General features: G+C 69.8%; 20 protein-coding genes and 1 pseudogene. 8 read left to right on the top strand and 13 right to left on the bottom strand.

All coding sequences use genetic code 11. The annotated features are described in order from the left end of the window. Nucleotides 1-37: 37 nt before the first annotated feature. The 3 genes and pseudogenes from NBG84_RS25235 to NBG84_RS25225 form a co-directional block, all read right to left on the bottom strand. Entirely contained in the window at nt 38-679 is a 642-nt protein-coding gene (locus NBG84_RS25235; protein WP_250921917.1) for a lysoplasmalogenase, read from the bottom strand. 221 nt (nt 680-900) lie between these two features. Next, nucleotides 901-1,044 (bottom strand): annotated as a pseudogene (locus NBG84_RS25230) (sterol desaturase family protein); the annotation flags it as partial. A gap of 160 nt (nt 1,045-1,204) precedes the next feature. Further along, a complete protein-coding gene (locus NBG84_RS25225; RefSeq protein ID WP_250921916.1) occupies nt 1,205-1,924 on the bottom strand; it encodes a VIT1/CCC1 transporter family protein in 720 nt (239 codons plus the stop codon). A gap of 481 nt (nt 1,925-2,405) precedes the next feature. Between NBG84_RS25225 and NBG84_RS25220 the strand changes: the two genes are divergently transcribed. From NBG84_RS25220 to NBG84_RS25200, 5 genes are all read left to right on the top strand, one after another. Then, nucleotides 2,406-3,410 (top strand): DEDDh family exonuclease, encoded by a 1,005-nt coding sequence (locus tag NBG84_RS25220; protein ID WP_250921880.1) that lies wholly within the window; start codon nt 2,406-2,408, stop codon nt 3,408-3,410. A gap of 54 nt (nt 3,411-3,464) precedes the next feature. Then, the gene (locus NBG84_RS25215; RefSeq protein ID WP_250921879.1) at nt 3,465-3,698 is read left to right on the top strand and encodes a hypothetical protein; all 234 of its coding nucleotides are present in this window, start codon (nt 3,465-3,467) and stop codon (nt 3,696-3,698) included. A 220-nt stretch (nt 3,699-3,918) separates the two neighbouring features. Then, the gene (locus NBG84_RS25210; protein WP_250921878.1) at nt 3,919-4,710 is read left to right on the top strand and encodes an SURF1 family cytochrome oxidase biogenesis protein; all 792 of its coding nucleotides are present in this window, start codon (nt 3,919-3,921) and stop codon (nt 4,708-4,710) included. Nucleotides 4,711-4,847: 137 nt separating this feature from the next. Beyond that, nucleotides 4,848-6,635 (top strand): glycoside hydrolase family 15 protein, encoded by a 1,788-nt coding sequence (locus NBG84_RS25205; RefSeq protein ID WP_250921877.1) that lies wholly within the window; start codon nt 4,848-4,850, stop codon nt 6,633-6,635. Between the two features lie 4 nt (nt 6,636-6,639). Beyond that, entirely contained in the window at nt 6,640-7,395 is a 756-nt protein-coding gene (locus NBG84_RS25200; RefSeq protein WP_250921876.1) for an SDR family oxidoreductase, read from the top strand. A gap of 88 nt (nt 7,396-7,483) precedes the next feature. Here the strand turns inward: NBG84_RS25200 and amaP are convergent, their stop codons facing one another. The 5 genes from amaP to NBG84_RS25175 are packed head-to-tail and all read right to left on the bottom strand — an operon-like array spanning nt 7,484 to nt 9,834. Beyond that, nucleotides 7,484-8,062, bottom strand: coding sequence for an alkaline shock response membrane anchor protein AmaP (gene amaP / locus NBG84_RS25195; RefSeq protein ID WP_250921875.1), 579 nt, complete (start codon nt 8,060-8,062; stop codon nt 7,484-7,486). 6 nt (nt 8,063-8,068) lie between these two features. After that, nucleotides 8,069-8,719: a DUF6286 domain-containing protein gene (locus tag NBG84_RS25190; RefSeq protein WP_250921874.1), complete on the bottom strand. Its 651-nt coding sequence runs from the start codon at nt 8,717-8,719 to the stop codon at nt 8,069-8,071. Continuing rightward, nucleotides 8,716-9,102 (bottom strand): Asp23/Gls24 family envelope stress response protein, encoded by a 387-nt coding sequence (locus NBG84_RS25185; RefSeq protein ID WP_250921873.1) that lies wholly within the window; start codon nt 9,100-9,102, stop codon nt 8,716-8,718. Before NBG84_RS25185 ends, NBG84_RS25190 begins: the two co-directional genes overlap by 4 nt. 6 nt (nt 9,103-9,108) lie before the next feature. Beyond that, entirely contained in the window at nt 9,109-9,300 is a 192-nt protein-coding gene (locus NBG84_RS25180) for a hypothetical protein (RefSeq protein WP_250921872.1), read from the bottom strand. Nucleotides 9,301-9,336: 36 nt separating this feature from the next. Further along, a complete protein-coding gene (locus NBG84_RS25175; protein ID WP_250921871.1) occupies nt 9,337-9,834 on the bottom strand; it encodes an Asp23/Gls24 family envelope stress response protein in 498 nt (165 codons plus the stop codon). Nucleotides 9,835-9,979: 145 nt separating this feature from the next. On the opposite strand from NBG84_RS25175, the gene NBG84_RS25170 reads away from it, so the two are divergent. Further along, the gene (locus NBG84_RS25170; protein WP_250921870.1) at nt 9,980-10,675 is read left to right on the top strand and encodes a hypothetical protein; all 696 of its coding nucleotides are present in this window, start codon (nt 9,980-9,982) and stop codon (nt 10,673-10,675) included. Nucleotides 10,676-10,982: 307 nt separating this feature from the next. On the opposite strand, the gene NBG84_RS25165 is transcribed toward NBG84_RS25170, so the two are convergent. From NBG84_RS25165 to NBG84_RS25155, 3 genes are all read right to left on the bottom strand, one after another. Next, complete coding sequence (locus NBG84_RS25165; RefSeq protein ID WP_250921869.1) at nt 10,983-11,786, bottom strand: enoyl-CoA hydratase/isomerase family protein; 804 nt, start codon at nt 11,784-11,786, stop codon at nt 10,983-10,985. A 138-nt stretch (nt 11,787-11,924) separates the two neighbouring features. Beyond that, complete coding sequence (locus NBG84_RS25160; protein ID WP_010987827.1) at nt 11,925-12,146, bottom strand: helix-turn-helix domain-containing protein; 222 nt, start codon at nt 12,144-12,146, stop codon at nt 11,925-11,927. Nucleotides 12,147-12,725: 579 nt separating this feature from the next. Continuing rightward, nucleotides 12,726-14,324, bottom strand: a complete 1,599-nt coding sequence (locus NBG84_RS25155; RefSeq protein ID WP_250921868.1) for an ABC-F family ATP-binding cassette domain-containing protein — start codon at nt 14,322-14,324, stop codon at nt 12,726-12,728. 306 nt (nt 14,325-14,630) lie between these two features. Here NBG84_RS25155 and ypfJ point away from each other — a divergent pair, with 306 nt between their 5' ends. Both ypfJ and NBG84_RS25145 read left to right on the top strand, forming a co-directional pair. Further along, nucleotides 14,631-15,521 (top strand): KPN_02809 family neutral zinc metallopeptidase, encoded by an 891-nt coding sequence (gene ypfJ / locus NBG84_RS25150; RefSeq protein WP_250921867.1) that lies wholly within the window; start codon nt 14,631-14,633, stop codon nt 15,519-15,521. 307 nt (nt 15,522-15,828) lie between these two features. After that, on the top strand, nt 15,829-16,107 hold the full coding sequence (locus tag NBG84_RS25145; protein ID WP_250921866.1) for a hypothetical protein: 279 nt from the start codon (nt 15,829-15,831) through the stop codon (nt 16,105-16,107). A 388-nt stretch (nt 16,108-16,495) separates the two neighbouring features. Here NBG84_RS25145 and NBG84_RS25140 read toward each other — a convergent pair whose 3' ends face one another. Together NBG84_RS25140 and NBG84_RS25135 are read right to left on the bottom strand one after the other, a co-directional pair. Then, the gene (locus NBG84_RS25140) at nt 16,496-18,016 is read right to left on the bottom strand and encodes a hypothetical protein (RefSeq protein WP_425608695.1); all 1,521 of its coding nucleotides are present in this window, start codon (nt 18,014-18,016) and stop codon (nt 16,496-16,498) included. A 134-nt stretch (nt 18,017-18,150) separates the two neighbouring features. Continuing rightward, nucleotides 18,151-19,278: an alpha/beta hydrolase gene (locus NBG84_RS25135; protein ID WP_250921865.1), complete on the bottom strand. Its 1,128-nt coding sequence runs from the start codon at nt 19,276-19,278 to the stop codon at nt 18,151-18,153. Nucleotides 19,279-19,415: the final 137 nt, after the last annotated feature.

Below are 19,415 nucleotides of genomic sequence, written 5' to 3'. Positions count from 1 at the left end.
CACCGCGTCCAGCCCCCTCTCGCCGTCTACGGGTGCCTCAGTCACCCCGGTAGCGGGCGAGCACCCCCAGAGTGAGCAGTAGCTGTCCCACCGAGTACAGCAGCATGATCCAGAAATCGGGGGCCGGGGGCTGGGGCCACTCGGCGACTGAGGTGGCGATGAGCAGATCCGAGATCAGGAACAGCGCCCCGCCCGCGCCGGCGACGGCTCCCAGCGCGCTCGCCCGCCAGGCCATGACGGTCAGCACCAGCGCGTATCCGGTGACCGGGATGCGCAGTTCGGCCGGTAGGCCTGGCCAGAGCGCGGCGATCGCGCCGATGAGCGCCACTGCGTAGAGCAGGGCCGGCCCCGGTGGCGTACGGGCGCGGCCGAAGAGGACGAGATAGCAGAGGTGCCCCACCGCGAAGGACCCCATGCCGACGAGGAAGGCCCAGTCGGCGTCGGAGAGCAGAAACACATCGCCACCCCAGCCGCAGAGCAGCGCGACCACCAGGAGGCGTGGGCCCCGGCGGGCGATGGTGTAGGCGGCCAGCAGGGGCATCAGCAGGGGCTTGGCGATCTGATGGCCCAACTCGGCGTCGACGAGCAGTGAGACCAGATCGGTGAGCAGGACCAGGGCGAAGAGGGCCAGCAGAGCCCTGGCGGGGGTGCCTTGCCCGGCGAACGGACGTCGCTTCATCGGGAGCGCGAGAGGGGCTTCGGACGCGTTCATCCCGTGCCTCCCACGGCCCTCGGGACGGTGGCGGCGCTCACCACGGCGCTTCGGGGAGTCTCGGAGTGCGCCCGGGAGCCTCCCGCACGGGGGCCCGGCCCCGGTGGGGCGGGCGGCTGCCACCCCGGGCCGCGGACCACCGACCCGGCGCGCTCCCGCCGGTTGTTCGCGGCCCGCACTTCGCGCGCCATGGCCAGGCTTGTGACCGTGTCCCGGGCGTCGTATCCCGCTGCTTCGTCGTCGGGACGGAGTCGACAGCTGATCAGCTCCACGGCGGTGAGCAGCACAAACGCGGGTACGGACCACAGCACTACATCGGGAGGATTCGGCATGGGGGAACCGTAGAGGCGGTTTCGGGTGCGGGACCAGACGTTATTACCGACAAGTATGTGAGATGGATTGTCAGCGGGTTTTGGTGACTTCCACCAAGAAGGCGGGTCCATGGGCCTCGGGGACCGCGTCCGGGTGCGGCACGGTCGAAGTGCTCGGCTCTCAGACCCCGGCCGCCCCCAGGAGAGAACCCACCGCATAGGTGATCGCCATGGCCAGCGCTCCCCCGCCGACATTGCGCAGCATGGCGCGCGGAGCCAGGGCAGCGCCGAGGCGGGCGCTCCACCAGCCGGTCAGCGCCAGGGCGGCGAGCACGGAGCAGACCGTGATCGGTAGCCGGACCGAAGACGGCGGCAGCACGATCGCGAGCAGCGGGAGCAGCGCGCCGACCGTGAAGGCGAGGAAACTGGCGACCGCCGCGTGCCAGGGGTTGGCGAGGGCGTCCGGGTTGATATCGAGTTCCACGCGTGCGTGGGCCCGGAGCGCGTCGCGTTCGGTGAGTTGGACGGCGGCCTCACGGGCGACCCGCGGTGAGAGTCCACGCTCCGCCAGCAGATCGGTGAGTTCGTCGAGTTCGGCCGCGGGCTGTTCACGCAGCTCCCGACGTTCGACGTCGAGAGCCGCCTGCTCGGAGTCCCGCTGGGTGGAGACGGACACATACTCACCGGCGGCCATGGACATCGAACCGGCGAGCAGTCCGGCCAGCCCGGCGGTCAGCAGCGCTCCTCGATCCTCGGTGGCTCCGGCGACGCCCACCACCAGACCCGCGGTGGAGACCACTCCGTCGTTGGCGCCCAACACCGCGGCCCGCAGCCAGTTCAGCCGGGTGCCCAGGTGAGCCCCATGGGGCTCATGGCGGGCGCCCTCCAAGGCATCGGCCACGCCGGCGTCCTCGGGGGCGCCGCCTTCGGTCCCGCCATCGCCGGGGTCACCGTCCGCGGCGGTGGAGCCGTCGCGGGACGGGGGGTGGGGCGGGTAGCGGGACGGGTCATCCGGTTCGTCAGAACTCACTCAGGGAGCGTCTCACCGAGCGGACACGGAGGTGCGGATCGACCCGCGTGCGGCCGGGCCGCGTATGGGGGTGCGACCCGCCGGGCGGCGGGGACTCACCCCTGGGGGCATCGCGTCGCTCTCCGGCCGACCGCTCGAACGGGGTACCCGGGCGCTGACGTACCGGTCGCTACTCACCACAGCGGTACGGGCGTTGGGGTACGCGGAGGCTGCCCAGGGATCGTCAGCTGATCGAGAGGCAGCTGGTACGGGCAGGCGGGAGAGGGATGGCACCGGCGCGTGAAAGGCCACAAGGAGCTTACAGGGCAGGGGGATCGGAAGCTGTCAGCGGGGGGCCGTATTCTCTGTGACCATGCTTGACGACAGCACGACAGCAGCGACGACTTGGCCGACCGCGTATCCACAGGGGTACGCGGTCGTCGATGTGGAGACCACCGGACTCGCTCGGGACGACCGGATAGTGTCTGCTGCCGTCTACCGTCTCACTGCCCAGGGCGATGTCGAAGACCACTGGTACACCCTGGTGAACCCCGAGCGCGATCCGGGCCCGGTGTGGATTCACGGTCTCACCAGCGATGTCCTTCAAGGGGCTCCGCTGTTCGAGGACATCGCCGACGCGTTCTCCGAGCGGTTGGACGGGCGGGTGCTCGTGGCGCACAACGCCCTCTTCGACTGGTCCATGATCGCCCGCGAGTACGCCAGAGCCCGCCGCACCGCTCCGGTCCGGCAGCGGCTGTGCACCATCGCGCTCGCCAAAGAGCTCCGGTTGCCGCTGGCCAATCACAAGTTGGAGTCGCTGGCCGCCCACTTCGGCGTGGTCCAGCAGCGCGCGCACCACGCCTTGGACGACGCCCGGGTGCTGGCCGAGGCGTTCCGCCCGAGTCTGCGGGCGGCGGCTCATGACGGGGTGCGACTCCCGCTGCTGGAGTGCCGCCCTTTGACCGAATGGGTCGACTCACCGGCGTCGGCCGCGCCTCGAATCGGGTCCCAGCCGTCCTACGGCGGATCGGGCTCCTACGGCAGGTACGGCGCTGGCAGCTGGCGTCCTTCCCGTAAGCGTCCCGCCTGCCCGCACCCCAACCCGGGACGCTATGAGGTGGGCAAGTCGCTGAAACAGGGGATGCGGGTCGCGTTCTCCGGTGACACCTCCGTCGACCGGGAGTTGCTGGAGGACCGTGCGATCGAGGCCGGTCTGCATGTCGCGACGAGTGTGTCGCGACTGACGAGCGTGCTGGTGACCAATGATCCGGACGCCGCGACGTCGAAGTTGCTGAAGGCGAAGCAGTTCGGCACCGCGGTCATCGACGAGGCCGCCTTCACCCAACTGCTGCGGGATGTGACCCCGGCAGACGGGTGACGGCCTGGCGTGCCGCCCCGGAGATCGACGATCGCGCCCCGCACCCTGTGGCCCATGGCACGTTGCGAGGTCTGCGGAAACGAGTACGGCATGTCGTTCGAGGTGCACGCGCAGGGCGCGGTGCATGTCTTCGACTGCTTCTCCTGCGCCATTCACCGGATGGCGCCCATCTGTGAGCACTGCCGGGTCCAGATCATCGGCCAGGGCGTCGAGGTCGAGGGCCATTGGTACTGCGGAGCGCACTGCGCCCGGGCGGAGGGGCGGGTGGGAATCGTGGACCGGGTATGAGGCCGTTGCCGGCCCACCGACAGGCGTCACGATCCGCTCGTGACCACCCCGGGGCCACGGACGGGGCAGGGCCTGGGCCCGGTCGCCCGAGCCCGCGGAAGGACGGCCGCGGGTGTGGCGCGGCTGGCAGCCGATCGCGGACCTCGCGGGGTACGGGCGGGAAGGGGTTTCGGCGGCCCCGGCGCCGGGGCCACCCGACCCAGCAGGTACGGTCGAAGCCGTGTACCGCTTCCTGTTGTCCCGGCAGTGGGTGATCCTCACCCTCATCGGCCTCGTTCTCATCCCCACCATGATTGAGCTGGGGTTCTGGCAGTACCACCGCCATGAGCGCCGTGTTGTGCAGAACGAGCTGATCGCCCGGAACCTGGAAGCCGAGCCGGTCCCCGTCACCGAGCTCACTTCCGAGGGTCATAGCGTGCCCCGATCCGACTTCTGGCGTCGGATCACCGCCACGGGCACCTTTGCCACGGACAAGGAAGTCGTCGTCCGGCTGCGCACCAACAGTGATGACCGGGTCGGCTTCCATGTGCTGACCCCGCTGGTCCTCACCGACGGCCGGGTGGTGCTGGTCAACCGCGGCTGGGTGCCCAATGACCGAGGGGATCAGCACGCGTTTCCCGATGTACCGCCCGCGCCCAAGGGCACGGTGACGGTCACCGGCCGGCTCAAGGCCGACGAGACGTCGAAGGGCAGCGGGATCAAGGAGCGCTCCCGGCTACCGGACCGCCAGGTGATGCTGATCAACAGCGCCCGGCAGGCGGAGTCCCTGGGCATGCCCGTACTGGGCGGCTATCTGGAGATGACAGGACCGGATCCGGCCGGCGACACCCCGGAGCTGATCGGCGCGCCCGACCATGACTCGATCGGCGCGCACATGGCGTATGCGGTCCAGTGGTGGCTCTTCACCACCGGTGTGCCCATCGGCTGGGTGATCCTCGTACGGCGTGAGGTGCGCGACCGCCGGGCGGCCAAGGAGCCGGCCGTCGAGCCCGCCACCCCGGTCAGCGCCTGAGGAACTGCCCTCCGTCCCAAGGCGCCGACCGGTTCCGATGACCCCCGAGGTGGTTACGGGTGGGGCGAATCCGGCATTCGTACCCGCTTGGTCGCCCGGTTGCTTAGTCTGCGCACCCGACGGGAACAGGCCAAAGCGTGACCCTACGCATCGAGGACTACGCCCTCATCGGCGATCTCCAGACGGCGGCCCTCGTCGGCATCGACGGTTCCATCGACTGGCTGTGTCTGCCGCGCTTCGACTCGGCGGCGTGCTTCGCCGCGATCCTCGGCGACAAGGACAACGGACATTGGCGCATCGCTCCCAAAGGCGCCGGTCGGTGCACCAGCCGCCGCTATGTGGGCGATTCGCTGGTCCTGGAGACCGTGTGGAAGACCCGCACCGGCACTGTCAAGATCATCGACTTTATGCCGCAGCGCGATGAGGCACCCGATGTGATGCGGATCGTGGAGGGCATCAGCGGCTCGGTCGAGATGGAGGGTGTCCTGCGGTTGCGCTTCGACTACGGCTCGGTCGTGCCGTGGATGCGCCGCGCGGATGGGCATCGAGTGGCGGTCGCCGGTCCTGACTCGGTCTGGCTGCGCAGCATTCCCACGGTCAAGACCTGGGGTCAGCAGTTCAGTACCGTCTCCTCCTTCACCGTCAAGGCGGCCGAGAAGGTGGCGTTCGTCCTCACCTGGCATCCCTCGCACAAACCACGACCGGAGTGCAGCGATCCCTACGAAGCCCTGGAGAACAGTCTGCGGGACTGGGAGGAGTGGGCCGTACGGTGCCGAACCAAAGGCCCCTATCGCGAGCCTGTGGTCCGTTCCCTGATCACCTTGAAGGCGCTCACCTACGGTCCCACCGGCGGGATCGTCGCCGCGCCCACCACCTCCCTGCCCGAGGAACTGGGCGGCGTACGGAACTGGGACTACCGCTTCTGTTGGCTACGGGACTCCACCCTCACCCTGGACGCCCTGCTCGACGCCGGATACAAGGAGGAGGCATCGGCCTGGCGTGACTGGCTGCTGCGGGCGGTCGCGGGCGATCCGGCCGACCTCCAGATCATGTACGGACTGGCCGGGGAACGGCGGCTGCCCGAAACCGTACTGCCCTGGCTCAAGGGGTACGCGGGCTCATCCCCCGTACGCACCGGGAACGCGGCGGTGGATCAACTGCAACTCGATGTGTACGGCGAAGTCATGGACTCGCTCTTCCTGGCCAGGGAGGCGGGCCTGCCCGGCCATCGGCATGCCTGGTACCTCCAGCTCAGTCTGCTCGGCTTCCTGGAGTCAAAGTGGCGGGAACCGGATGAGGGACTCTGGGAAGTACGCGGCCCTCGCCGCCACTTCGTGCACTCCAAGGTCATGGCCTGGGTGGCGGCGGACCGTGCCGTGCGCACCCTTGAGTCGGACACCTCCCTACGCGGGGACGCGGGGCGCTGGCGTGCCATGCGCGACGAGGTGCACCGGGAGGTGTGCGAGAAGGGCTATGACCCGGTACGGAACACCTTCACCCAGTACTACGGCTCTACTGAACTCGACGCGGCGACCCTGCTGATCCCCCGGGTCGGCTTCCTGCCCCCGGACGATCCCCGGGTGATCGGCACCGTGGACTCCGTCCGAGCGGAACTCGGCACTCCGGGCGGTCTGGTGAAGCGCTACAGCACCGAGGGGGCGGCCGTTGACGGCCTGCCCGGTGAGGAGGGGGCCTTTCTCGCCTGCTCGTTCTGGCTGGCGGACGCGCTGCGCATGACGGGACGGGTGAAGGAGGCCCGCGAGCTGTTCGAGCGGCTGCTGGCCCTGCGCAATGACGTCGGGCTGCTGGCGGAGGAGTACGACCCGGTGGCCAGACGACAGCTCGGAAACTACCCCCAGGCGTTCAGCCATATCGCGCTGGTGACCACGGCCCTCGCGCTGGGCCGGGAGGAAGAGGCAGGATAGGCCCATGGATCTTGGACTCAAGGACCGCGCATACGTGGTGACGGGCGCTTCGCGCGGGCTGGGGAACGCGGCTGCGCGGGCCCTGGTCGCGGAGGGCGCAAAGGTCGTGATCACCGGGCGCGACGAGAAGACCGTGGCGGACTCGGCCACGGAACTGGGCTCGGACGCGGTCGGGGTGGCGATGGACAACTCCGACCCCGCCGGGGCGGATCGGCTGATCGCGGCGGCCCAGGCACACTTCGGACGCCTCGACGGCGTACTGATCAGCGTGGGCGGCCCGGCACCCGGGTTCGCCGCCGACAACACGGACGAGCAGTGGCGGCTGGCGTTTGAGTCGGTGTTCCTCGGGGCCGTACGGATGGCCAGGACGGCGGCCGCCGCGCTGGGCGAGGGCGGAGTGATCGGGTTTGTGCTCTCCGGCTCGGTCCATGAGCCCATCCCCGGGCTGACGATCTCCAACGGCCTGCGGCCGGGGCTGGCGGGGTTCGCCAAGTCCCTCTCGGCCGAGTTGGGGCCACGGGGAATCCGGGTCGTCGGGCTCATCCCAGGGCGGATCGACACGGACCGCATCCGCGAGTTGGATTCGCTCTCGGGCGACGGGGACGCGGCACGCACGGCGGCAGAGGCCCGCATTCCGCTGCGGCGGTACGGCAACCCCGACGAGTTCGGGAAGGTGGCCGCGTTCGCTCTCTCACCGTCGGCTTCCTATCTGACCGGAGTGATGATCCCGGTGGATGGGGGCGCACGGCACGGCTTCTGACGCCGTATCCGCCATTCCAACGGCCCGATGGGCGCGCTGGCGCTTCGCGCCCCGGGCCGTCTCGGTTCCCCTGGGCGCCCGGGGGCCTTCAGGTCACCCGGGTGGCCCCGTGTTTGGCCGCCTTGAGGCGGGCCTCGGCCGGAAGTGCGGCCAGGCCCGCGGAGTCGCGGCCATGAGCCACCGCCTCGGACGCCAAGCGGGCCACGGTCACCGCGGGGGAAGCGTACGGCTCCAGCAACAGCCGCACGCGGGCCGTCGGCTGATCGCGTCGGCCCGACAGTCTGACGCGGGCCCGGGACACCCCGTCCAGCGATTCCGCCTCGCTTTCGATGGCCCCTTCCAGGGCCCTTCCACGGAGCTGGGAGCCCTCCCCGTCACCGCTGTCGACCAGGATCTCCGTCAACCGGGAGCGCCTCAGTTGGGCGCAGAACCACCACAGCGCCAGCAGGACCAGGACCGCGAGCCCGGCGATGATCGACGGCCACCACCAGCCCTCATCCCGCCACCGCTCCCGATCCGCCACGCTCAACAGCACATCGCGCCGCCCGTCCCAGGGCCACCACGACGGCACATCGAGACCCGCTCCCGCCGCCAGCACTCCCCCGCCCAGACACAGCAGCACAAGACCGGCGAGGGCCAGCAGCACACGATTGACCGTCCGCAGCATGGCGGGTCATCCCTTCTTCGCCGACGGCCGGGCGACCCGCACGGTCAGCGCCGGCGGCCGGGCCAGGCCCAGCGCGGCCACGGCACCGGCCAAGGTGGTGTCCAGATCCGTTCGGACATCGTCCAGTTCGCGGAAGTGGGAACGGGCCCGCACAGTCGCCTTCTTCCGGCGCAGGCGCACCCGCACGGACTGCACCCCGGGCACCTCCATCGCCCGATCCCGGAGCACCAGCGCCGCGGCATCGCGGTCCAGGCCGGCGCGTACGGTCGGATCGTCGCGGCGCATGGGCAGCAGCGAGCGCAGCCCCGGGGTGAGGGCGAGAAGGATCAACCAGAGCCCGAGCAGCGCGACGGCCGCGGCCACGACGATCACCCAGGGCTCGTCCACCCGCCAGCGAGCGAGATGGTCGGCGGTGGAGCGCCGCCACTGCATGGCCGGCCGATCCGCCCGTACCGCGGCGATGTCATAGAGGAGAAGGCCCGCACCGCCGAGCACCACCAGAGCGAGCAGCGCGGCCGGAATCCTACGTACGGACCAGAATCGGCCCGCCTTGGCCCCCTGGCGACCGGCCGTCGGCGTCGCCGGCTCATCAGCGGCGCGCTCGGGCTTGACCAGGACGGGGCCGGGGGGCTCCTGGGGCGATACGGGCTCGGTCATGCGATCTTCCCCTGTGCTCGGCCATGGGAGTCACCGGAGTGGGCCGAGTGGAGTCGCTCGACGAGCACCGCCACCTCGGGCACCTCCATACCGGCCAGTGTTTCCACCCGTTCGGTCACCGTGCGGCGCACCGCACCGCACTGACGACCGATATCGGATGGGTAGTCCAGTTCCAGGCTGATCCGTACGCGAGCGGCGTCATGGCGCACGGTGACCGTGGCATGGGGTGCGTTGGCCCCCTTGGGCACACCGTTGAGCGCCTCACGAGCCGCCTGTGCGGCGATCTTGGCCACGACCCGGTCGGCGATGACGGTCGCACCGCGTTCGCCTGGGGCGATCCGTTCACCGCCCGGGTCGTCGGGAGTGATGTGATCCGTTGCCACCCGGTGTCACCGCCGCCGGTCGCCGCGCTCGCGACCGCGGAAGAACTCTCCGGGCTCCAGGTCGCCGTCCAGGAAGCGGCCCAGCACAAAGCCGACCGCCCCCAACGCGGCCACGAGCAAGAACGCGCCGAAGCCGCCGAAGTATCCGGCGAAACCGAGCGCCATGCCGGCCACCAGGCCGACCACAGCCATGCTCATCGTGAGCTCCTTTGCGGTTGTCGGGAATGGCTGGGACTACTGGAGACGCTGCTCCGGCTCGTCTTCTTCCTCGTCCGGCAGCTTCACATCGCTCACGGCGATGTTGACCTCGACGACCTCAAGTCCGGTCATCCGTTCCACCGCGGAGATCACGTTCTCGCGGACCGCGCGGGCGACATCGGCGATGGAGACGCCGTAGTCGACCACGATCTCCAGGTCGAGGGCGGTCTGCACCTCGCCGACCTCGGCCTTCACTCCGCGGGTTGCGTTGGACTTGCTGCCGCCGGGCACCCGGTCACGCACCGCGCCGAAGGTACGGGACAGCCCGCTGCCCATCGCGTGGACACCGAGCACATCGCGTGCGGCCAGGCCGGCGATCTTCTCGACGACCCCGTCGGCGATGGTGGTCCGTCCGCGGGAGGCCGGATCGCCGCCACCACGCTTACCGGATGATGTCTTCCTCGCCTCGTCCGTTCCACCGGATGGCACATTGCCCGAGCTGTCGGGCCGGTTCCTCGGGTCGGTTTCGCTCATCGCCTTACGTCCTTTCCGGGCAGTGGTACTCCCTGGCGGGCCCTTCTCGGTCCTGCTCAACTACTGCGCGATCAAGAAGACACCCCTGAGCCCACACTAAGTGCGGTTGCCCACTCTCGCGCCGGGGATGCGGCACGCTGGGGCCATGACCACACGTGACGCGGTACGGAACCGGCTCGGCCTCGGCAGACTCCTTCCGCTGGGAACGGCCGCGGACGGGGCCTGGCTGACCGAAGAGGCGGCCGTGGCAGCGCTCCGGGTCGCCGGGGCCCGGGTGCCGGCGGTGGAGCTGGGGCGGGTGAGGCTCTCGCTTGCGGACCCGGAGACGGCAGCCGTCTCACCCGTGCCCCCGCCACCGAGCGCACTGCCGCCGGGAGCCCTGCGCATCGAGGCGGGCTTCAGCACCAGCACCAGCCAGCCCCTGCCCCTGGTCGCCTCCCAGCTGCGGGAAGCCCTGTGGACGGTGGCGACCCAGGAGTTGGATCTCTTGGTCGAGGAGACAGATCTGCAGGTGACGGGGTTGTTGGATCCCTCAGTGGAGGCCCCAGGGAAAGATCACCGGGAAAGCCCGGAGTCCGCTCCTCCACCCGGGGGACGCCCGGCCCGTCCGGAGGGTCCCGCGGCGTTGGCCGCGTCCGCCGCCCCCGGGGTCGCGCATCTGACGGCGACCCTGGGGTCGGCCGTGCATCTCGGGAAGGACCACCTCAGGGTCGAGGTGGCGATCACTCCTGGTCACCGGCCGCTCGCGGTCGTGGCAGCGGTGCGTCAGGCGGTGCTGGGGGCGCTCGGCGACGACGGGCGGCCCGTGGTCGTCCTGGTGACGAACGTATCCGCGGGCTGATCTCGCCGGGGCGCGCCTCAGACACAGCGGGCAGGCCCCGGTACGCGACCGACGGCGGGGTGGGCGGCCTCAGACCGGCTTCGGCACCCGAATCGGAGCGGGCACATCGGGCGGGCCGAGGTGAAGCCCAGGCGAAGGGGAGCAACGCGGGTGAACGGAAGCGCTCCCGGCGCGTCCGTTGCGGGTGGACGGAAGCGCTCCCGGCGCCTGACGACCAGCGAACCGGGAGCCGGAGCTTGGTCTCTCATCGGCCGCCGGTGAGCAGCGAGCGGCCGCACGGCAGGCCGTCGCTGGATCTCGCGCGACGTCAGTCGCCGAGGCCCGCGAGATCGCGGAGCCGGCGGGCCTGTGCCGCGCGCTCAACGGTGCGCTGCTCGTCATAGGTGCGGTTTGTCGCACCTCGCAGAAGAACCTTTGTCTCGATCACCGCATCCCTGGGGGCGGCGAGCAGCGCGGCTGCCAGGTCCCGTACCGCGTCGTCAAGCTCGGCCAGCGGTACCAGCAGATTGGCGAGTCCGGTGCGTTCCGCCTCTTCGGCATGCACAAAGCGACCCGTGGCGCAGATTTCCAGCGCACGTGCGTATCCCACGAGAGCGACCAGCGGATGCGTTCCCGTGAGATCGGGGACGAGCCCCAGGCTGGTCTCGCGCATCGCGAACTGAGCATCGTCCGCCACGACCCGCAGATCGCAGGCCAAGGCGAGCTGGAAGCCCGCACCGATCGCATGGCCTTGGACCGCCGCGATCGTGATGATGTCGCTCCGCCGCCACCAGGTGAACGCCTCCTGGTACTCGGCGATGGCAGCGTCGAGTTCCGCGTCGGAGCCCCGCGCCAAGTCGAGGAACGACGGCTCTCCGTCGAAGCCCTCCGGCGTGAATGCCTGCCGGTCGAGCCCAGCGGAGAAGGACTTGCCCTCGCCGCGGAGTACCACGATTCGCACCGTGCCCGGTAGCGACCGACCCGCCTGCGCCAACGCCCGCCACAGAGCGGGAGATTGGGCGTTTCGCTTTTCCGGGTTGGTCAGGGTCACGGTGGCGACCGCGTTCTCGACGGTGAGTCGTACGCCGTCCTTGTCCAGCACGAAGTCATGAGCAGAGTCAAGCGAAGTCACGGGGCACCTCCGGTCCGGATGGCATCAGCGCAGCCTAAGCTACTGCACAGTAACCAACCGGGGGCAACCACCCGGTCGACCGCCAGATCGACCGGGTGACCACCCTGGAGACCGATGGCGAGCCACGGTCATCAGCCCTCAGGCCGTAGTGGCCTTCTTGCCTCGCGTCGCTCCGCCGCGTCCCCGCAGCGTTACTCCGGACTCGCTCAGCATCCGATGGACGAACCCATAGGAACGACCGGTTTCTTCGGCCAGCGCCCGGATACTCGCACCGGAGTCATATTTCTTCTTCAGGTCTGCCGCGAGCTTGTCGCGCGCGGCGCCGGTTACCCGGCTGCCCTTCTTCAGAGTCTCGGCCACCCGTGCCTCCTCATGGGAAGTGCGCTCTGGACTTCTCATGATCACCCCTTGCGCGCTTCCTGGCCACCCATTCGACAAGGTCCGTGCGAGCGGCTTTGGCGTGCACAGCACGATCAACCCGCCCGGAATGATCGATTCCAGTCTGTTGAATGTGCACGTCAGAATCAACTGCCCCAGGAACTACCAGGTCAGCGACGGTACGGAAAACGGAGTCGGCCGGGCGCACGCCGGTACTCATCGAGCGCAATCACGCGAGGCACCGCGCCACGGTATGAGACGCACTCACTCAGATGATGGATCACCCGTGAGCCGAATGATCCATACGAAGTGGATCAGCGACGGCCCGGGTCTCCCCCGGGCCCGGAAGTGCCCAAGCCCGGGGTTTTATGGCGACGCCCCTGGTCAGACGGCCCGGGATACGGCCGAAAGCCCCCATTGCGTCCCAGATCGGAAGCGGTAGTTCCGGGTTCCGGCCGGTCAGCGGCTGCAACCCGAACCCTGAAGATCCGCCCTGCACCCCATCGGTGCGGCGGCCCGGTCTCCCGGTCCCCTTTCCGGCTGGGGCGGCTGGGACATGGGTCAGGCGAGCGCCACCAGATCCGCGTAGTCCGCGCCCCACAGGTCCTCGACGCCGTCCGGCAGCAGAATGATCCGTTCCGGCTCCAGGGCTTCGACGGCTCCTTCATCGTGGGTGACGAGGATGACCGCACCCTTGTAGGTGCGCAGCGCACCGAGGATCTCGGCGCGGCTGGCCGGGTCGAGGTTGTTGGTGGGCTCATCGAGCAGCAGCACATTGGCGGACGAGACGACCAGGGTCGCCAGTGCCAGCCGGGTCTTCTCACCGCCGGAGAGCACTCCGGCCGGCTTGTCGACATCGTCGCCGGAGAACAGGAACGAACCGAGCGTCTTGCGGACCTCCACCAGATCGAGGTCGGGCGCGGACGACCGCATGTTCTCCAGGACCGTGCGGTCCGGGTCGAGGGTCTCGTGCTCCTGGGCGTAGTAGCCGAGCTTGAGGCCGTGCCCCGGGGTGACCGATCCGGTGTCGGGCTTCTCCACCCCACCGAGCAACCTCAGCAGGGTGGTCTTGCCGGCGCCGTTCAATCCGAGGATGACGACTCGGGAACCCTTGTCGATGGCCAGGTCGACATCGGTGAAGATCTCCAGCGAGCCATAGGACTTGGACAGCCCCTCGGCGGTCAGCGGGGTCTTGCCGCAAGGCGCGGGCTCGGGGAAGCGCAGCTTGGCGACCTTGTCGCTCATCCGCACCTCGTCCAGACCGGCGAGCAGCCGCTCGGCCCGCTTGGCCATGTTCTGCGCGGCCACCGTCTTGGTGGCCTTGGCGCGCATCTTGTCGGCCTGGGAATTGAGGGCCGCGGCCTTCTTCTCGGCGTTCTGCCGCTCGCGCTTGCGGCGCTTCTCATCGGCCTCGCGCTGCTGCTGGTAGAGCTTCCAGCCCATGTTGTAGACATCGATGTTGGCCCGGTTGGCATCGAGATAGAACACCTTGTTCACCACGGTCTCGACGAGATCGACATCGTGGGAGATGACGATGAAGCCACCGCGGTAGGTCCTCAGGTAGTCCCGCAGCCACACGATGGAGTCGGCGTCAAGGTGGTTGGTCGGCTCATCGAGGAGCAGGGTGTCGGCGTCCGAGAAGAGGATGCGAGCCAACTCGACCCGACGGCGCTGACCACCGGAGAGCGTATGGAGGGGCTGGCCAAGGACACGGTCCGGAAGCCCCAACGCCGCGGCGATGGTGGCTGCCTCGGCCTCGGCCGCGTAGCCGCCCTTGGTGAGGAACTCCGTCTCCAGGCGCTCGTACTTCTTCATCGCCTTCTCGCGGGTGGCACCCTGCCCGTTCGCCATCCGGTCCTCGTTCTCGCGCATCTTCTTGAGCACGACGTCGAGGTTGCGGGCCGAGAGAATGCGGTCGCGCGCCAGGATGTCGAGATCGCCGGTGCGCGGGTCCTGCGGAAGGTAGCCCACCTCGCCGGAGCGGGTGATGGTGCCGGCGGCGGGGACGCCTTCGCCGGCGAGGCACTTGGTGAGGGTCGTCTTCCCCGCGCCGTTGCGACCGACCAGGCCGATGCGGTCGCCCTTGGCGATGCGGAAGGAAGCGGACTCGATGAGGATGCGCGCACCGGCGCGCAACTCGATGCCGGAAGCGGTGATCACGGACGGTCTCCAGGGCGGTATGGACGGCGGAAGGATGGGGCGTGGAAGCTTCGACGCCGTCTAATGCACAAGGAGAGTGGCCATACGGGCCAGTCTAACGGGGGTCTGCAAGTGGTTTTCCCGGTGTAGGGGCGCAGGTGCGGTGGAGTGGCACGTTATGGCCTCCCGTCGCCCGCCCCCACCGCCACGAGGGCGAAAAGGGGCGAGTCACACCAGAGTGATCGATACTCGGCGCAGGGCGGCGGGCTGCCGCCGTGCCGTTGCCGGGAATCCGACACCGAGGGCGGAAGCCGAGGGTGGTGGCCCATGCAGTTCGACGATGACGCCGACCTGGACACATCCGAGGTCAAGGATGTGCGGGGCAGCCGCGTCCCCGGGGGAAAGGCGACCATCGGCGGGGGCATCGCCGGGCTCATCGCGCTGATCCTGGGATTGCTCTTCGGCGTGGGCCCCGAGCAGCTGGGGTTGTCGTCCGGGGACACCGGGCCGGTCCCGACCTCTTCCCCTCAGGCGGCGATCGAGCAGGCGTGCCGGCGGGGCTCGGACGCCAACAGCCGGGAGGACTGCCGGATCGTGGCGGTGGTCAACAGCGTCCAGGACTACTGGCGAGCGGAGTTCCCAAGGCGCCAGGGAAGGTACTCGGACGCACGGACGGTGCTGTTCAGCGGACAGGTGAACACCGCGTGCGGGGCGGCGAGCTCGGCGGTGGGGCCGTTCTACTGCCCGGCGGACCGCCAGGTCTATCTGGATCTGGGTTTCTTCGACGAGCTGCGGACGAAGTTCGGGTCGAGCGGCGGCCCCTTCGCCCAGGCCTATGTGGTGGCACACGAGTACGGCCACCATGTGCAGAACCTGATGGGCACGCTCCAGCGGGCCCAGGACGGCCGCCAGGGGGCCACGAGCAACGCGGTGCGGGTGGAGTTGCAGGCCGACTGCTACGCCGGCGTATGGGCCCATCACGCCACGACCACTCCGGACGAGCGGACCGGCCGCCCCCTGCTCACGAATCTGACGGACGCCGACATCGGAGAGGGGCTCGATGCGGCGGCGGCCGTCGGCGACGACCGCATCCAGGAGCGGCTCCAGGGGCGGGTCACCCCGGAGACCTGGACACACGGGTCGGCGGCACAACGGCAGCAGTGGTTCCACACCGGCTACCGCACCGGGGACATGGCCCGGTGCAACACCTTCGGCTGAGGCAGTGGAGCCCTGGGCGGAGCCGGTGACCGGTGGGTGGCGCCCAGGGCGGCGCGGGCCGAGACGCAGATCACATCCCGGCGCGCGAAGGAAGCAACCGAAGGAAGTGACGGAGCCCATCGGAGCGAGCACCCACGGCGGGGGCGCGGGGACACGCCGGCCTCGACGCACGGAGAGGTCCGATTGCACCCACAGCCCCCTTGCGCCGTCCGCTTCGACCGCCGCCTTGACGATGTCGCCGCAGGGAACCGACACAGCACGTAAAGGGGGCCTTGAATTCTGGGGTGGATCGACCTACGGTCGACCCATGACTGATCTTCGTACACAGATGGCAGCCCATATCGACGCGGCCATGGCACTCGCTGACGACATCGCGGACCCCGTCGAGCGAGAGGCTGCCGCGAGACTCCTGGGTGACGATCTCCTGCCCGCCGCCGTGGTACGCGTCAAACGAGTGCGCGGGGATGCCATCAGGGAGTTGCGCGGGCAGGGGAAGACGCTCCGCGCGATCGCGGAGCTGACGGGCCTGTCCGTGCCGCGAGTCGACCAGATCTCGAAGGGCGTCAGCCGCTGGAAGAAGAAGTGATCCGGCCAGCCAGGCGGCGGGGACTCGCCACGCCCCGACAGCCGCCTGGTGGCGCTCTCACCAAGCCGGCATCGGCGGGAGGGGAGTTGGCGGCCCGTCCCCAGGGTGGGGCGGGAGTGTTCGTCCTCGCAGGTGGTGTGGCCGCGTGTTCGGGGCGAGCGGTTGTGTACGGCGCGCACATCGCGCAGGTCCCGAGCGAGTAGGGCCAAGGGTGCGGGACTGGTTGGCGCAGGGGGATACGGAGGTCGACCTACGAAGCACGAATGGCGAGCTTCGGGACCTACATCATGGATCATGCCAAAGCACACCGAAGGGACTTAAGTCGGCTGCTCTTCGGGCAGGTTGGAGAGCGGCCGGGGGCCCTGGGGGAAGCCCCCGACGCGCGGGGTCACGCTCCGCCGGAGTGCACCTGGAACGCTGCCCGGCGCACGGCTTTGGCGAGGGCTGGGTCGGGATGGGCGGCGGCCAGGGCAACCAGGACTTGGACCGTGCGAGGGTGACGACCGGAACGGACCTCGTCCAGGAGTGCCGGGACCGTGCCCTGGACCGCCGAGTCGAGGTGGCGCAGCAGTAGTTGGGGCTCGCCGTGGTCGGCGACGGCGGCCGCGGTGTCCACCCAGAGCCAGGTCGATTCCTCACGGGTGAGGACATCGTGGGCGTCCTCGGGGTCCATGCCTTCGTACTCGGCGATCCACAGCAGGGCATAGGGACGCAGTGAGAGCTCCTGCGCGGCGGTGCGCACCTCGGGCTCTGCTGGTCCGCCGACGACCCTGAGGGCTTCGAAGGCCAGTCCGCGCAGAAGTGCGTCATCGCCGCGCGCGACGTCGAGTAGTTCGGCGACGGCGCTGGAGACCGTACGGGCGGCGAGCCAGGCTCGGTATTCAACGCGGGCGGGACCGGGGGTGAGGCGTGCGCAGCCGCGGAGCATGTCCTCAGCGGGCTGCTCGATGTTGCCGGCCGGGCTCTGGGCCGCGACGCAGATCTGCTCCAGTTTGACCCAGACCGCCCAGTTGCCGAGGGGGGTGAGGGTGGCGGAGCGGTCCTGGTCGAGGGTGAGTGCGCCGACGGAGGCCAGGCCCGCGAGGGCCCAGTGGAGAAGAAGGGAGACCGGCGCAACCGGAACACTCGTCTCGGTGGCTGAATCGGAGACCGGATCAGCCGCGGCAGCGGGCTCCCAGGGAGCGGCACCAGCGCCCGGGACGCTGGACTGAGCAGTGGAGGCGGTACTGGGAAGGCCGTCGGCGGCGGGCTCGGGGCTTGGTGCGGGGTGCGGATGGTCTGGTCCGTAGGGGACTTCGCAGCGTTCCTCACGCAGCTCGGCCACCCGTTGTTCCAGGAGGTCGAGCAGTGCGGCCGTCAGTACGGGACCGGCCGAGAGCTGGAGGAGGGAGAGTAGTTGGGGAACGGCTTCCACTACCTCCGCGACCGCGGTGGGAGCGATCTCAGGGGGAGCCGGGTGCGCCAGCGACCAAGCGTCGAACAGTGCGACCCAGCCGCGGAGCACGGCCATGTCATCGCGGTCCCAGGCACGCAGCCGCCACCCCGGGCGGGCGGTTTTCCCGTGGATTTCGACCAGGCCGGCAAGTCGCGCTCGATCCCAGCCCGCACGGACCTGGAGTGGGGTCAGCGCCAGCGCTTCGGCGGCACGTTCTTGGGCTTGGTCGGCGAGCGGCAGCGTGCGGGGATCGCGCTCCACCGCTGCCCAGCGGGCGATTCGTACGGCGTCGGCAAGGACCTCGCGCGCCTGACGGGCGAGCTCCGCCGGCGGAGGTGTGCCCTCGGGGGGCCTCGGCGCCGGCCGGGTGCGCCGGGTCGTCACGGCCCGCCGGGCGGTGGCCAGCGGTCGCGGGCGGACAAGACGAAGTCTGGAGTTGCGCGCCAATTGCTCATCAGGCTTTCGGGACGTCACGGGGAACAGTCTTCCCGCTGACGGCCCGAAAGCCCAAACGGAACCAATTAACCGAGGGTTCGGAACCAATTAACCGAGGGTTCGGCGGTGCCGTCGCCAGCGGGCCGGGGACCGAGTCGGCCTACGGACCGGTGCTACATCAGCGGGGTGAGGAAGCGACGGAGCGCCTCTTCGTAGCGGGCGGGATCCGCGTTCCACATGGCGGCGTGCGGGGCGCTGCGAACGGTGTGGAGCTGGATCAGTTCGGGTCGGCGGGCGACAAGTTCACGCGATGACCGCCAGGGCGCGATGGTGTCATCGGGCCCGTGGATGATCAACGTTGGCACCGTGGGGAGCTGGGTGTCACCGGCAGCGAACGGCTGATCGCCCAGCAGGCCGGCCTTGCTCTGGGCTGCCTTGACGGCGAGCGGCACCAGCGGTCCCGGCAGATGGCGGGCTGTGGCCAGCGCGCGCAGGGTGGCCTCGCGGTCAAGCACCGGGGAGTCCAGCACGAGCCCGCTGACCCGGTCCCGCAGGGCGGAGTTCGCCGCAGCGTGCAGGGCCATGGTGGCGCCGGTGGACCAGCCGTGGAGAACCACCCGGTTCGCACCGTTGCGGACGGCGAAGCGGAGGGCGGCATCGAGGTCGCGCCACTCCGTGTAGCCGAGGTGCCCGATTCCCTCGGGTGCTTCAGGGGCGTCGGGGTCCCCGCGGTAGCCGATGCCGAGCACGGGCAACCGTCGACCGTGCAGGAACGGCAGGAGGTTCAAGGGGTGTTCGCGGGTGGCTCCCAGACCGTGTACGGCGATCACCCAGGTGTCGCGGGGACCAGGCACGTACCAGGCCGGCAGCGGGCCGAGCTCGCCGGGCACACTGACGTCGATGTGTTCGATGCCGAGTGCGCTGGTCGGGTCACCGATATGAAGCTGCGGGGTCATTCGCACCTTGGTTCCCGGCTCCAGGGTGCCGTGGCCGATGCTCTCCAGTCGGCGTACCACGGTGTCGACGGGATGCGGTACGCCGTCGAGCGCCGGACCGACGATGGCGTGGACGTCTTGCCCGGCGAGTCCATAGGTGCCGGGCCGCTGTGCGGCGAGAGTGCGGGTCAGGGTGATCTGTCCGGCGGCCGTGGCGTGCACGGTGAGCCGGGGATCGCCGGGGAGCGGTCGGTCGGGCGCGATCTTGAGGGCCGCATCGCTTGCGTAGCGGCCGGCCGCGATCGCAGCCGCGCCAACGCCGAGCAGAGTGGTGACGGCCGCTGCCGTCGCGGTTACAGGGCGCACCACCCCAGTGTCGGCACGGCTGGGCCGCTCTGCCAGTGGGCGGGCCCCTCCCATGGCCACCGTTCGCCGGTCAGCGGCTCTGACGCGGCTGCCTGGCAGCGGACTAAAGGTGTGTCCGGCGGGGATGCGCGAACCCG

This window comes from Streptomyces albipurpureus (genome assembly GCF_023701525.1).
Lineage (GTDB): Bacteria > Actinomycetota > Actinomycetes > Streptomycetales > Streptomycetaceae > Streptomyces > Streptomyces albipurpureus.
Note: the sequence above shows the minus strand (reverse complement) of the source record. Positions and strands in the feature narration are given on the sequence as shown.

Coding starts and splice junctions, on each gene's coding strand:
- amaP (WP_250921875.1), bottom strand. CDS start 8,062: ATGCTGCGGACGGTCAATCGTGTGCTGCTGGCCCTCGCCGGTCTTGTG.
- NBG84_RS25215 (WP_250921879.1), top strand. CDS start 3,465: ATGGCACGTTGCGAGGTCTGCGGAAACGAGTACGGCATGTCGTTCGAG.
- NBG84_RS25190 (WP_250921874.1), bottom strand. CDS start 8,719: ATGACCGAGCCCGTATCGCCCCAGGAGCCCCCCGGCCCCGTCCTGGTC.
- NBG84_RS25220 (WP_250921880.1), top strand. CDS start 2,406: ATGCTTGACGACAGCACGACAGCAGCGACGACTTGGCCGACCGCGTAT.
- NBG84_RS25180 (WP_250921872.1), bottom strand. CDS start 9,300: ATGAGCATGGCTGTGGTCGGCCTGGTGGCCGGCATGGCGCTCGGTTTC.
- NBG84_RS25145 (WP_250921866.1), top strand. CDS start 15,829: ATGACTGATCTTCGTACACAGATGGCAGCCCATATCGACGCGGCCATG.
- NBG84_RS25235 (WP_250921917.1), bottom strand. CDS start 679: ATGAAGCGACGTCCGTTCGCCGGGCAAGGCACCCCCGCCAGGGCTCTG.
- NBG84_RS25200 (WP_250921876.1), top strand. CDS start 6,640: ATGGATCTTGGACTCAAGGACCGCGCATACGTGGTGACGGGCGCTTCG.
- NBG84_RS25175 (WP_250921871.1), bottom strand. CDS start 9,834: ATGAGCGAAACCGACCCGAGGAACCGGCCCGACAGCTCGGGCAATGTG.
- ypfJ (WP_250921867.1), top strand. CDS start 14,631: ATGCAGTTCGACGATGACGCCGACCTGGACACATCCGAGGTCAAGGAT.
- NBG84_RS25170 (WP_250921870.1), top strand. CDS start 9,980: ATGACCACACGTGACGCGGTACGGAACCGGCTCGGCCTCGGCAGACTC.